Here is a 12,753-nt window from a genome sequence, read left to right as displayed (position 1 = left end):
TTTTTCATTTATACCAAAATGTTTTTCTTATAGTAAAAAATAAGCGATCGACGAGAAAATAACGTACACTTCAGCGCTAGGTAGGTACTCAGTATCCCGGAGCGGACGATGGCGAATAATAGCTACAGTAAAACGGCAGGCATAAGGACCGCGTTGACCACGGAGCAGGATTTCGGCAAACGGATTAAAGCCATGCGGGTGGAACGGCGCTGGACGCTTGAACAGGTGGCGAGAAACTGCGGCGTGTCCATCTCGACGCTGTCAAAGATAGAAAATGGCCAGGTATCGGCCTCCTTCGACACCATTACCAAAATTGCCAACGCCTTTGATTTGTCCTTCGGCGATTTGTTTAAACAGCCGGCCCAGGCGCCCGCAAGCCTGCGCCCGCCGGTGGCCGGACGGCGTACCGTCACCCGCGCCGGCGAGGGGCTGGTATTTACCAACGCCCACTATATTTATAATGTGCACTCGGAAGATCTGACCCATAAAGGCATGATACCGATCGTGATGCAGATTACCGCGCGCGAAGCGCCGCCGCAGGATCAGTGGTCCTGCCACGAGGGCGAAGAGTTTATTTACGCGATCAGCGGCACCACCATCCTGCATACCGCCTGGTATGCCCCGCTTTGCCTGATGCCCGGCGACAGCGCTTATATCGACAGTTCGATGCCGCACGCCTTCGTGACGCAGGGAGAACGGAATGCCTCCATTTTGTCTATCTGCCTTACCGATAAACTGGACTTTGAATCGCAGGCCGGCGCCGCGCCGCAATAAGGCGCAGCCAGGCCCGATGCGGCTGCCCCGCTAAACGCCCGCGGCGCCAGGGGCCGCGTCCAGCCTAATTCCCTCCCGATCGAAGACATGGACTTTCGCCCTATTCACCCCGAGAAACACCTGCTGGTCGAGTTGCCAGCGATGGTCGGGTTTCTCCTCGACCACCACCGTTTGTTCGTTCCCCAACTGCACGCGGATATACGTGACATTGCCCAAATACTCGGTGCCGGTGATGCGCCCCGTGAAATCGCTGTCCGCCTGCGGATCGGCGTGAATCATAAAATCCGCCGGCCGGATGCCGACGGTGACCGGGCCATCGCCCTCCACTGCCAGGTTCAGGGCGCCGGTGGCGGCGATATCAACCCGCCGTTGGCGCAGCCGTCCGGACAGCAAATTGATCTTCGGCGTGCCGATAAAACCGGCGACGAACAAATTGGCGGGCTGGCGATACAGGTCCGAAGGGGTGCCAATCTGCTGGATGATGCCCGCATCCATTACCACGATACGATCGGCCAGCGTCATGGCCTCCACCTGATCGTGGGTGACATAAATCATGGTGGTGCCGAGCCGGCGGTGCAAATCGGCGATCTCGACCCGCACCTGATTGCGCAACGCGGCGTCGAGATTCGACAGCGGTTCGTCGAACAAAAACACGTCCGGATGACGCGTAATGGCGCGGCCAATGGCAACCCGCTGCCGCTGTCCGCCGGATAACTGCCCGGGCTTGCGTTTAAGATAGGGTTCAAGTTCCAGGATACGGGTCGCTTCATTGACGCGGTCGGCAATAATTTTCGCCGGCTCGCGCGCCTGGCGCAGGCCAAGCGTCATATTGCCCTCGACGGTCAGGTGCGGATAAAGGGCATAGCTTTGGAACACCATGGCGATTCCGCGCCGGGCGGGGGCCAGGACGCTGACATTTTTATCGCCGATGATCACATCGCCGCTGGTCTGGTTCTCAAGGCCGGCGATAATGCGCAGCAAGGTTGATTTTCCGCAGCCGGAAGGCCCGACGATCACCACGAACTCGCCGTTGGCCACTTCAACGTCAACGCGCTTTAGCACCTCGGTTTTATGAAAACTTTTGGTGATATTACGCAGAATAAGATTTCCCATGAAACTGGTTCCCTCTGGTTAAGCCGGTTTATTTCACGGCGCCGGAAGTAATGCCGCTGATGATTTGCCGTGAAAAAATAAGATAAAGAACCACAATTGGAATAATCGCCAGCGTCAGCCCGGCCAGCACGGCATTCCAATTGGTGACGAACTGTCCGATGAAATTCTGGGCGCCCAAGGTCACGGTGCGGGTTTGCTCTCCGGGCGCGAGCACCAGCGGAAACCACAGGTCGTTCCAGATGGGGATCATGGTAAACACGCAGATAGTGGCAATGGCCGGACGCATTATCGGCATCACCAGCCGGAACAGAATTCGGTATTCCGACAGCCCGTCGATCCGGGCGGCGTTCTTGAGATCGTCGGAGACTTGCCGCATTAGCTCCGACATCACAAACACCGCCAGCGGCAAATGCTGCGCGGTATATACCAGGATTAACGCGGTGCGGGTGTTGCTGAGCCCGGCGTCCGCCATCAGCCGGAGAATGGCCACCGTGCCCAGCCTGATGGGGATCATAATCCCCAGGATCAGGTAGAGGTTGATCGCTTCTTTGCCGCGAAACTCATATTCCGACACGGCGAAGGCCGCCATGGCGCCGAACACAATGGTCAGCACCAATGAAACCAGGGTGACGATAAAGCTATTTTCAAAATAGAGCGGGAAGTTGCCAATACTGAATACGGTTTTATAGCCAATCAGGCTGAACGCCTTTCCTACCGGCAGCGATAGCGGTTCATTGAATATCCAGGCGCGGCCTTTGAATGAATTAATCACGATCAGCAGCACCGGCGCGATGCAAATCGCCGCATAAAAGATCAAAATGGCATGAATGGGCGCGATGACGCGCAGACGGCTATAACATGAATTCATGGCGCCTCACAATTTATAATAAGTTAGCCGGCGTTGAATACCGAACAAATACAGCACCACGCCTAGCAGGATAATGGCAAACATAATGCTGGCAATGGTGGCGCCCATATAGGGATCGCCCAACTGGGTGGTATTGCCAAAAAAGGTGCGGAACAGCAGCGTACCCAGCAGTTCGGTCGAGCCGTCCGGTCCGGCGAAAACGCCCTGCGCGACATACACCAGATCAAAGGCATTAAAATTGCCGACAAAGGTCAGGATGGAAATAATGCCGATGGACGGCCACAGCAGCGGGAGTTTTATTTTAAAAAATTGCGCGAAACCGGTGACGCCGTCGCATTCGGCCGCTTCGATCAGTTCATCGGGGATGGATAACAGCGCGGCGTAAATCAGCATCATCGGGATGCCGACGAATTGCCACACCGAAATAAGCGAAAGGGTGAACAGCGCAGTGCTTTGCTGGCCGAGCCAGGGCTGGAACCAGCCTGCCAGGCCCACCGCCTTCAACAGCGATTCCGCCACCCCCCAGGTGGGGCTCAGAATTAACCGCCAGGCAAACCCGACGATGACAAAAGAGAGCATGGCGGGAATAAAAAATATCGTGCGGTAAACCGCTTTGCCCTGCACGATGGGCAGCGACAGCAGCGCCGCCAGGGCAATGCCGATCGGGTTTTGCACCAGCATATGGACGGCGAAGAAAATAAAATTATTTTTCAGCGCGTTCCAGAATTGCCCGGACCAGAAGGCGTCGCCGAATAGCTTGGTGTAATTAGCCAATCCGTTGAAGACCTGCTGGTTGGTGCCGTGGCCGGAATAGAGCGACATCCGCAGGCTTTCGAATAACGGCCAGACCATGACGACGCTGTAAATAACGATAGTCGGAATAAGAAATACCGGGATATACCAACGAAACGGACGCTTATTTCGAACTGCGGACATAAAAACCTCGCGCAATGGGCATTCGGCCGGCGTTAACCGGCCGAATGCGGGATCTTGCCATTATTTCGCCGCTTTCTGCGGACCATACCAGCCCACGCTATCCTGCATGCGTTTTGCCGCTTCCTGCGGGGTAAGGGTTCCGCTGATGACCGCGGCCGACACCACTTTATTCAGCTCTTCGGTGCTGGGATTGCCCCGGGAAAGAATTTGATAAAACGGCCGGATGGTGGTTTCGCAGGTGGTGCGCATTTTCATAAAATCCAGGGCCAGCGGGTCGTCAATCTTGATATCGGCTTTCGACAGCGGGAAGAAGCCCGGCAGCGCGCTGGCGTAAAGCTGCGCGAACTCATCCGACGCCACCCAGCTCAAAAAGATTTTTGCGGCTTCCGGATGCGGGGTTTTGGCATTCATTCCCATCGCGACATCAGGATGGTCGGTGACAAAGCATTTGCCGTTTTCGTCCACCGGCGGCGGGAAGGCGCCCATGGCAAAATCCACGCCCTGGCTTTCGAACGGCGCGATTTCGAACGATCCGCCGGGATAGATAATCGCCCGCCCGAGGGTAAACATGTTCTGGCTATCAGAGTAGGAACGGGCCTTGAAGCCATTGCCCATATAAGGGGCCCAGCGTTGAAGCACCTCGAACGGTTTGACCCAGTCCGGATCGGTCAGTTTCTGCGTGCCGTCGAGCAGCGCTTTGCGTCCGGCTTCCCCTTTCCAGAACACCGGGCCGATATTCTGATACCCCATCGACGCCGTGCCCCACTCGTCGGCGGTTCCCATCGCCAGCGGCGTATAGGTGCCGTCTTTTTTTATCGCCTCCAGCAATTTAAAAAACTCATCCTGGGTGGTTGGCGGCGTCAGTCCCAGTTGCTTAAACGCATCCTTGTTATAGATAAAACCGTGCAGCACCGCCGCCATAGGCACGCAGAACGAGGATTTTCCGTCATCGGTGGACCAGGCGGTTTTCGCCAGGGGGGTAAAATTATCCATGCCCGGCAGATGGGTTAAATCCGCCAGTTGGCCGCGCTGAAACATATTTAGGGAAAGATCAAAAGGCCGGCAGGTAATCAGGTCGCCGGCGGTGCGGGAATCCAATTTGGCATTCAGCGCCGCGTTATATTGGGTGGAAACGGTCGGCGTAAAGGTCACGTGAATCTCGGGGTGTTCTTTATGAAATACCGGCAGAATTTTTTCCTGCCAGATCATCAAATCGTCATTACGCCAACTTTCTATGGTCAGCTCAGTGGTCTGCGCGGCGGCGGGCGCTACGGCTGCAAGGAAAAAGCCGGCGGATAAGGCCGCTATACAGAAAGATTTCATAAGCGTTTCCTTTTGACGTTAATTTTCGTGACGTTTTGAGTACATAAGCCCTAAATTAATACCAAAAAAAACCATTTAGCAAGATGTGATTTCTAATTTTTGAGATACTCTGCATGATTAATAGTGAGAATCTTATCTTTAGCGCTAAATTTAACATTTATCCGCAGACGTAATAGCCTCTGCGGCAAGGGTTTGCCGATAATTTAATGATATGCGACGCCGCATGGGCCATAGGAAAAAACTATGTCCAGGCAATACTCTTGTAAATTAATAATTATTTTAATAAAATTCAATGAATTACAATTAATCTTTTTATCGCGGATAAAATAAAAAAACCACCACTCTACCAAGGAGAATAGTTATCAATGGTATGATTATTAACTCTTTATCCCTAGGCGACCCTCCCGCCAAGACATAATAAAATCCGTCGTTTGTTTACCGCTGCAATGCGCAACTAAAAATAATTTTGCAAAAAACAAACGGATAACAACTGGATGATATTGATCTTTACCCGCTCATTGGTATTATATTGGTATGAATACAACAACCATCTTTTGTATCGACGGCGGGGGAACCAAAACGCGCGGCCGGGTCTACGGCCGCGACGGCGCGGTGCTTGCCGAGGCCGTTGCCGGCCCCTGTAATGTCTCCTCCGACCCTGCACTGGCCGCCGCCAATGTCGCCGCGGTGTGGCGCGCCTGCGCGGCGCAAATCGGCCAAGACGCGGCGGCGCCGGAACAGGTCAAGGCGGTGATCGCGGCCGCGGGCACGCTGCCTGCCGCCACCCGGGACGTTTTTCTGCGGCAGATCCCGCCCTTCGGCGCCCTGTCGCTGGAAATGGACGGCCACGCAGCGCTGATAGGCGCGGGCGGCGGCCAGCCGTGCGCCCTGATTATCGCCGGCACCGGGGCGGTGGCCCACCGGCTGTATCCCGGCGGCCGATCGATCCGCCGGGACGGCTGGGGCTGGATCGGCGGCGATCGCGGTTCGGGCGTCTGGCTGGGCCGCAAGGCGCTGCGCCACGCGGTGGCCGTGTATGACGGCATCACGCCGCCGACGATATTGGCGCGCCGCATCCTGCGCCAATTGGCGGCGCAAGGCGGCATTGCCGAGACCTTCGCCGGCATCCGCCCGTATCAGATTGCCGCTTACGCCCCGCTGGTGATCGACTGCGCGCTGGAAGGCGATGCGTTTGCCCAGGGGTTGTTAAGCACGGCAGCGGATCATTTCGAGCGTCTCGCCGGCCTGCTGGATTTAACCGACGGCGTGCCGCTATATATCGCCGGCGGCCTGGCCGGCGTACTCGGTCCCCATTTGGCTCAGCGATTGGGCCGGCCGGTGGCCATTCCGGCCGCCGATGCGCTGTATGGCTGCTATCTGATTGCAATTGGCGCGGCGACATCTGAAGATGCCTCATTTAGCACCTATCCGGATGAAGAGGCATTAAATGGAAATGACCAGGCTCGGTAACTTTCTCAAAGCGCGCATGGCATTGCAGCCCAATGGTTTAATCAGCGCCACGGTCGCCAGGGTATTGGAAGAAGCGGTACAGGCGGGTGAGTTGCTGCCCGGCGAAAAGCTGCCGGCCGAACGGCTATTGTGCGAGGTGCTTGATGTTTCGCGCACCACCCTGCGCAGCGGACTGGCGTTTCTTGAGGAGTCGGGGGTGATCGATCGCCGCCCCGGCGCCGGTACGTTTATCAGCGCCCGGGTGATGGCGCCTAAAGCGGTGCTTACCGGCTTTACCAAGGATATGGAAAACCGCGGCATCAAGGCGCACTCGCGCCTGCTGTCCAGCCGGCGCGGGCAGGTATTGCCCGACGAGACCTTTAATCTGGGCCTGGCCCCCGGCGCGTGGGTGCTGCGCCTTGAACGGCTGCGCTTTGCCGATCAAATTCCGATTTATATCGAGTCTTCGGTGATCCCGGTGGACGCCGTACCGGCGGACTACGACGGTTCAACTTCGCTGTATGCCGCCATGCAATCCATGGGAACCAAGCCGGTGAAGATTGTTCAGCGCTACGGCGCCATGCTTGCCGCCGCCGACCAGGCCGCGCACTTGGATATTTCGCCGGGCGATCCCCTGCTGGTCTTGCAGCGGCTCGGCTTTTCCGCCCAAGGCCACGCCGTGGAATTCACGCGCTCCCATTTTCGCGGGGATCGCTTCTTTATCTCAACGGAGCTCGATGTCTGATGCAAAATAATTTTTTTATCGATGGAACCATATTGACGCCCGGCGGGTGGGTAAAAGGGCAAATCGAGGTGAACGGTTCGCTTATCGCATCGATCCGCGGCGAGCGGCTGCGGCCCGGCGAGCATCCCCGGGCGCCGTTTATCTTGCCGGGCTTCGTCGATCTGCACGTACACGGCGGCGGCGGATTTGATTGTCTGGAAGGCGAGGCTTCGACGCGCGGCATGGTCGATTTCCATGCCCGCAACGGAACGGTGGCCATCCTGCCCACCACCTCCACCGCGCCGGAAGCCATGATCGAAACGGCGCTGGCCGGTATCGCCCGGGTGATGGCAAGCCAAGGAAGTACCGATGCGGAAATCCTCGGTTCGCATCTGGAAGGCCCTTTTATCAGCGAACACCGCCTCGGCGCCCAGGAAACACGCCCGCTGGAGGGCGATGTCGCCCTGGCCGCGCGCTGGGCGGCTATCTGCCCGATCCGCGTGGCCACGGTGGCGCCGGAAATCATCGGCGGAATGGCGGTGGCAAGCGAACTCGCCAGGCACGGAACCCGGGTGCAGGTCGGCCATAGCATCGCCGACGACGAAACCCTGCGCCATGCTTTCGCCATTGGTTATACCGGCTATACCCATTTGTTTAACGCCATGACCCCGGTGGATCACAAAACCTCGGGCATCGCCGCCTATGCCATGGCCCATGGGCTGCATGCCGAAATCATCGCCGATTTGCGCCATGTGCATCCCACGGTGCTGCTGGCGGCCTGCCGCGCCATTCCCAAGCTTTATGCGATTACCGATGCCGTCGGCGTGGCCGGGCTGCCGGACGGGGAACATACCACCCGCGGCGGCCGGCGCACCATTATCAAAACCGGGGTCGACGTGTTCCTTAAAGATCGGCCGACCACCCGCGGCGGCAGCGGCGCCACCATGATCTCCAATTTTCAAAGCCTGATGTCGCTGGGCTTATCCCTCGAATTGGTATCCGAAATGACCTCGACGCGGGCGGCGGACTATATCGGCGCGAGCGATTTGGGCAGGATCCAGCCCGGCATGAAAGCCTCCGTGGTGCGGCTGGACGCCGGCTACCGTCTGGAGCAGGTGTATATCAAGGGCAATGCCGTGCTTAATCGATGACGGCGTGGCGATTTATGCCGCCCCGTCGCAATGACTTATGCTGCAACCGCCGGGAGCGGCGGTAAGCAATGCATTGCCGTATCGCCATAGCGTTGTATCATATCTGACATAACGATCTCTTCAGATGGATAACGACACGATGAATTTATATATGTTTTATCTCGGCGGCAATGCGGGAAAATCCAATATCGAAGTTCATGATATTCAATTCGCCGCCGTCGACCGGCCCGAGGATGCCATACCGCTGCTGCGCGAAGCCTGGTTTGGCGATAAAGATAAAATCCATTTGGATGGCTATGCAAAAATCACCTGGGCGGACGGCTACGACATTATTTTAGCCGCGCAGCCCGATCCCGGCAGCAAGCGGCTGTTTTTTGTGAACGCCGGCGGCTACCGCCCCGACACCCTGGCCGAGCAGCATGAATTCGACCTTTTTGTGGCCGACAACCCGGCGCAGGCGAAGCAAAAAGGGTTGGCGGCCCTGCTTACCGGCTCGAACCAGCAGCACAAAGATAACCTGAAAGATGTGGATGATTGCCTGTTGCTGACCAAAATCGGCGATTATTACCTGCACCTCACCGCCAACCCCCATGGGCGGCATTTTACTCCCGAGTGGCAGGGATACCGACCCATCGGCCGCTAGGCGAAAGTAAAGCATACGCATGCAATCGCTAAGTAATGCGCCCGTCGTTTTTATTCACCGTCAATTTTTCATCGCCGACGGTCCAATTGCCTTGCAACCCCCCGCGAGTCCACTTGCAACCGCGCCGGAAGAATAAGCTACTTTTTAGCGCCTGACGGCGGGTAAACCCGCGGCTTCGCCCGTGCGGCAAGGGGTGCCGCCGGGAAAATTACACAATGAATGATTCAGTGCTCCATGGCTTATTTCAATAAAACCTTTATAAAACAAATAATAATAAAATGTTTATTTTTAAAAAGGCATCTATTTTTGTTTTAGTGTGTAAAATTACACACCGATCACATTTAGCGTTTGGTTAACATGATTTAATCATTCCACTTATCCAAGCGAGAAATTGATATGAAACATATGATGATCTGTTGTGGCGCGGGCGTGGCAACCAGCACGGTGGCGTTGAAAAAACTGGAAGCCTTTTTGCAAAGCGAGAATTTGCTGAATAAAGTGCGGATCTCCCAGGGTACGGTGGCGGAAGCGACCACCCGTGACGATCTTGATTTCATCGTATCGACCTCCCCGGTGAAGGTTTCCGTCCCGGTGGTCAACGCATTGCCTTTGCTGACCGGCATGGGTATCGACAAGGTCTTCGACAGCGTAAAAAAATTGATTCTCGCCGAGGGTTAACATTATGTTTATTATCGATTACATCTTGAGTATGGGGGCCTCGGTGATGATGCCTCTGATATTCATCATCCTGGGCCTGTTGCTGCGGTTATCCTTCGCCAAAGCGATAAAAGCCGGTCTGATGGTCGGAATCGGTTTTATCGGGTTAAGCATTACCGTGAATTTGATGATCGATTCATTAACGCCGGTCAGCAACGCCATCGTCGAGCGCTTCGGTTTACACCTGACGGTGCTGGATATGGGGTGGCCCGCCGCCGCCGCGGTCGCCATGGGCACCCGGGTCGGCGCGCTGGTGATCCCGGTCTGCGTGGCCATCAATATCCTGATGCTTACCACCAAGACCACCCGCATCCTGAATGTGGATATCTGGAATTTATGGCACCACGCCTTCACCGGTTCGCTGGTGGCGATTATTACCGATAATCTGTGGCTGGGGGTATTGGCCGCCGGGCTGAACTGCGTCGTCACCATGGTGATTGCCGACCGGACCACCCGCGACGTGGAAAAATACCTTAATTTGCCGGGTATTTCGGTGCCCCATGGCTTTTCCGCCTCGTTTGTGCCCGCCGCCTGGCTGGTGAATGCCATTGTCGATCGCATCCCCTGGGTACGCGATATTAAAATCGATACCGAGGTTATCCAAAAACGCTTGTCCATCCTGGGCGACCCCGCCTGCCTGGGGGCCATTATCGGCGCCATCCTGGCGATTATCGCCGGCGTGAATGTGAAGTCGATCCTGCAAACCGCCATTACCATGGCCGCGGTAATGACCATTATTCCGCGCATGGCGAAAATGCTGATGGAAGGGGTTTATCCCATCAGCGAACGCATCCAGGATATCGCCCAGTCGCGGGCCGGTTCGTTTGGAAAAATTTCCATCGGACTGGATTCGGCGGTCAGCGTCGGTCACCCGGTGACGTTATCGGTTTCCATGTTAATGATCCCGATCATGCTGGTACTGGCGGCGATTATTCCCGGCAATCAATTTTTGCCCTTCGCCTCGTTGACCGGCCTGCCGTTTGCCTTTGTGCTGGTGACCGCCGTTTGCCGCGGCGATATGTTCCGCACCCTGCTGACCGGCTTGTTGACCCTGAGCCTGGCACTGCTGATTGGCACCGCGCTGGCGCCACTGGTGACCAGTACGGCGATGAGCACCGGTTTCTCCCTGCCTCACGGCGCCACCAGCATCAGCAGCATCGATTACGCGGGCGCCATGCTGCCTTGGGTAATTATCCAGGGGTTTTATTTTAAAGCCATCGGTATCGGCTTATTGATTCTCTGCACCCTGTTGCTGGCGCTGTGGAACCGTAAAAAAATCTTGCTTGAAGATAAAGCGCTGCTGCAATCAGATGCGGCGCAGGTAGAGATAGGGGAATAATGATGTTTAGCGCAAAACGTGTTTTTACCATCGACCAGCCGATCGGTCGTACCGGGTTGCTGACGTTGCTGGCCAATAGCCTGTATGAAGATGGATTGGTGAAAGAGAGTTTCCTCAAAGGGGTGCTGGACAGGGAAGCGATTTATCCCACCGGCATCGATATGGAAACACATAGCATCGCCATACCCCATACCGAGTTTGAGCATGTTATTCAAACCGGGTTTGCCGTGGCAATCAATCATGCCGGTGTGGAATTTCATCGTACCGATGAACCGGATAAAGTGGTTAAACCGGCGATTGTGGTGTTAATGGCCATCGATCCCAGCTGCGAAAAAGTGGCGGTGATACAATCGCTTTTCGCTTTGCTGGCGGATATTGCCCAGGTTAACAAAATCAGCCGAAACACCCCGCAGGAGATTGCAAAATTATTCACTGAAGCCATCGCGACACGGTAGAATGAACCACTGAAACTTCCACCGACCGGAAAGAGACGTCAGAGAAAAACGATGTTAAGAATAAGCCAGGTGATTGAAATTGCGATGGTCAGCCGCAAGACCATTTATAACGCGATCAACAGTGGCCGTTTGAAATATCAGTTGGTGACGCTGGATAACCGTCAGGTACGTATGTTTGATGAAAACGACGTACTTGACGCGTTTCCCAAGGCCAATCGCACCACGCTGGAAGTCCAGGCCCTGCAGCAGGAAATTGCATCCTTGAAATTCGCGTTGGCTGAATTACAAAAGGCCGTTGAAGCCATGGACCCCGCCACTGCGGTGGAGATGGTTTCGGTTAAGCCGAAAAAATAAGCCGGCCAATCCGTTAAGCTACTCCCCCGCGCCGCCGGGTGTGGCCGCCATGATCTGCCTGGCGGCGTATTTGAGCTGGCCTAGCACCGCTTCGCGCGAAGGCGTCCCCATGCTGTCAAGATGTTGTAGATAGGGACATGCCAGAACGGCAATAACCTTATCGCTCGCAGCAAACAGCGGGACGGCGATATTATAAACCCCCTCGGTCTGTTTACTGGGCATCATTTCATAGCCTTGCCGGCGCACCTGTCCCAATACGCTAATCAGCTCATCGGCTACATATCCCGCCGGGGATTCTTCACATTCCCTGAGCATCGATTCACGTTCGCTGGCAGAGGAAAACGCCAGCATCACATGTCCCGAACCGGTATCAAGTAAACCAATACGCGAACCGACGCGAATGCCGAACCCCCAATAACCCGGCGCATCCACCTGGGCGATGGCGGTCAGCGCCCCGCGATCGTAAACCACCAGATGGCAAGCCTGCTGCGTCTCGCGGGAAAACTGGCGCAGGTGTGGCAATGTCTGGGTGGTGAGCCGCCTGAACGGCGAATGGCGGTTGGCCAGCTCAAAAAGCTTCAGGGATAACTCATACTGATCGACGCTGCTGCGAATGACATATCCCCGGCGCACCAGCCGATCGAGCATGCGGTAGATTTCATTGGGTTTGCGTCCGAGCGCCTTGGCGATTTCAGCCTGCGATACCCCTTCTTCCCGTTCAGCCAGCGCCTCCAGGATATCCAGGCCTTTATCCAGGGCGGGCGCCCGGTAGCGATCTTCCGATTCTTCCGTTTCTTGGGCAATTTCAGTCTTGTGCTGCGCCATGACCTTTTTCTCCCCATCAACCGCGCCCTTGTTACCCGAGCGCGGCGATTGCATGTTCTCCAATGCAGCCAAGTTTACCATT

The 12,753-nt window shown here is 56.0% G+C and carries 14 protein-coding genes; 9 read left to right on the top strand and 5 right to left on the bottom strand.

The window, feature by feature from the left end:
• The first annotated feature begins 108 nt into the window (after nt 1–108).
• Nucleotides 109–774, top strand: coding sequence for a helix-turn-helix domain-containing protein (locus ACL2XP_RS08460; RefSeq protein WP_413738270.1), 666 nt, complete (start codon nt 109–111; stop codon nt 772–774).
• A gap of 30 nt (nt 775–804) precedes the next feature.
• Here the strand turns inward: ACL2XP_RS08460 and ACL2XP_RS08455 are convergent, their stop codons facing one another.
• Genes ACL2XP_RS08455 through ACL2XP_RS08440 form a run of 4 tightly spaced genes read right to left on the bottom strand, consistent with a single transcriptional unit; the run spans nt 805 to nt 5,014 of the window.
• A complete protein-coding gene (locus ACL2XP_RS08455) occupies nt 805–1,887 on the bottom strand; it encodes an ABC transporter ATP-binding protein (RefSeq protein WP_413738269.1) in 1,083 nt (360 codons plus the stop codon).
• 28 nt (nt 1,888–1,915) lie between these two features.
• Nucleotides 1,916–2,755, bottom strand: a complete 840-nt coding sequence (locus ACL2XP_RS08450) for a carbohydrate ABC transporter permease (protein WP_413738268.1) — start codon at nt 2,753–2,755, stop codon at nt 1,916–1,918.
• Between the two features lie 6 nt (nt 2,756–2,761).
• The gene (locus ACL2XP_RS08445; RefSeq protein ID WP_413738266.1) at nt 2,762–3,691 is read right to left on the bottom strand and encodes a carbohydrate ABC transporter permease; all 930 of its coding nucleotides are present in this window, start codon (nt 3,689–3,691) and stop codon (nt 2,762–2,764) included.
• A gap of 60 nt (nt 3,692–3,751) precedes the next feature.
• Nucleotides 3,752–5,014, bottom strand: coding sequence for an ABC transporter substrate-binding protein (locus tag ACL2XP_RS08440; RefSeq protein ID WP_413738265.1), 1,263 nt, complete (start codon nt 5,012–5,014; stop codon nt 3,752–3,754).
• 534 nt (nt 5,015–5,548) lie between these two features.
• On the opposite strand from ACL2XP_RS08440, the gene ACL2XP_RS08435 reads away from it, so the two are divergent.
• The 8 genes from ACL2XP_RS08435 to ACL2XP_RS08400 all read left to right on the top strand — a co-directional run bounded on the left by ACL2XP_RS08435 (nt 5,549) and on the right by ACL2XP_RS08400 (nt 11,846).
• Nucleotides 5,549–6,484: a BadF/BadG/BcrA/BcrD ATPase family protein gene (locus tag ACL2XP_RS08435; protein ID WP_413738263.1), complete on the top strand. Its 936-nt coding sequence runs from the start codon at nt 5,549–5,551 to the stop codon at nt 6,482–6,484.
• Nucleotides 6,462–7,208: a GntR family transcriptional regulator gene (locus ACL2XP_RS08430; protein WP_413738261.1), complete on the top strand. Its 747-nt coding sequence runs from the start codon at nt 6,462–6,464 to the stop codon at nt 7,206–7,208. The genes ACL2XP_RS08435 and ACL2XP_RS08430 overlap by 23 nt, the downstream gene beginning before the upstream one ends.
• A complete protein-coding gene (locus ACL2XP_RS08425) occupies nt 7,208–8,338 on the top strand; it encodes an N-acetylglucosamine-6-phosphate deacetylase (protein WP_413738259.1) in 1,131 nt (376 codons plus the stop codon). Before ACL2XP_RS08430 ends, ACL2XP_RS08425 begins: the two co-directional genes overlap by 1 nt.
• A gap of 139 nt (nt 8,339–8,477) precedes the next feature.
• Entirely contained in the window at nt 8,478–8,981 is a 504-nt protein-coding gene (locus ACL2XP_RS08420; RefSeq protein ID WP_413738258.1) for a DUF1543 domain-containing protein, read from the top strand.
• A gap of 396 nt (nt 8,982–9,377) precedes the next feature.
• Entirely contained in the window at nt 9,378–9,659 is a 282-nt protein-coding gene (locus ACL2XP_RS08415) for a PTS galactitol transporter subunit IIB (RefSeq protein ID WP_413738257.1), read from the top strand.
• Between the two features lie 4 nt (nt 9,660–9,663).
• Nucleotides 9,664–11,037, top strand: a complete 1,374-nt coding sequence (locus ACL2XP_RS08410) for a PTS galactitol transporter subunit IIC (protein ID WP_413738256.1) — start codon at nt 9,664–9,666, stop codon at nt 11,035–11,037.
• Nucleotides 11,037–11,492 carry a PTS sugar transporter subunit IIA gene (locus tag ACL2XP_RS08405; RefSeq protein ID WP_413738254.1) on the top strand — a complete coding sequence of 152 codons (456 nt, stop codon included), beginning with the start codon at nt 11,037–11,039 and terminating at the stop codon, nt 11,490–11,492. The genes ACL2XP_RS08410 and ACL2XP_RS08405 overlap by 1 nt, the downstream gene beginning before the upstream one ends.
• 51 nt (nt 11,493–11,543) lie before the next feature.
• Nucleotides 11,544–11,846: a DNA-binding protein gene (locus ACL2XP_RS08400; protein ID WP_413738253.1), complete on the top strand. Its 303-nt coding sequence runs from the start codon at nt 11,544–11,546 to the stop codon at nt 11,844–11,846.
• Between the two features lie 18 nt (nt 11,847–11,864).
• On the opposite strand, the gene ACL2XP_RS08395 is transcribed toward ACL2XP_RS08400, so the two are convergent.
• Nucleotides 11,865–12,725, bottom strand: a complete 861-nt coding sequence (locus tag ACL2XP_RS08395; RefSeq protein WP_413738252.1) for an IclR family transcriptional regulator — start codon at nt 12,723–12,725, stop codon at nt 11,865–11,867.
• Nucleotides 12,726–12,753: the final 28 nt, after the last annotated feature.

The sequence above is a fragment of the Sodalis sp. RH21 genome (assembly GCF_047324175.1).
Classification (GTDB): Bacteria; Pseudomonadota; Gammaproteobacteria; order Enterobacterales; family Enterobacteriaceae; genus Acerihabitans.
The sequence above is the reverse complement of the archived record's forward strand: the minus strand, read 5'-3'. Positions and strand labels throughout refer to the sequence as shown.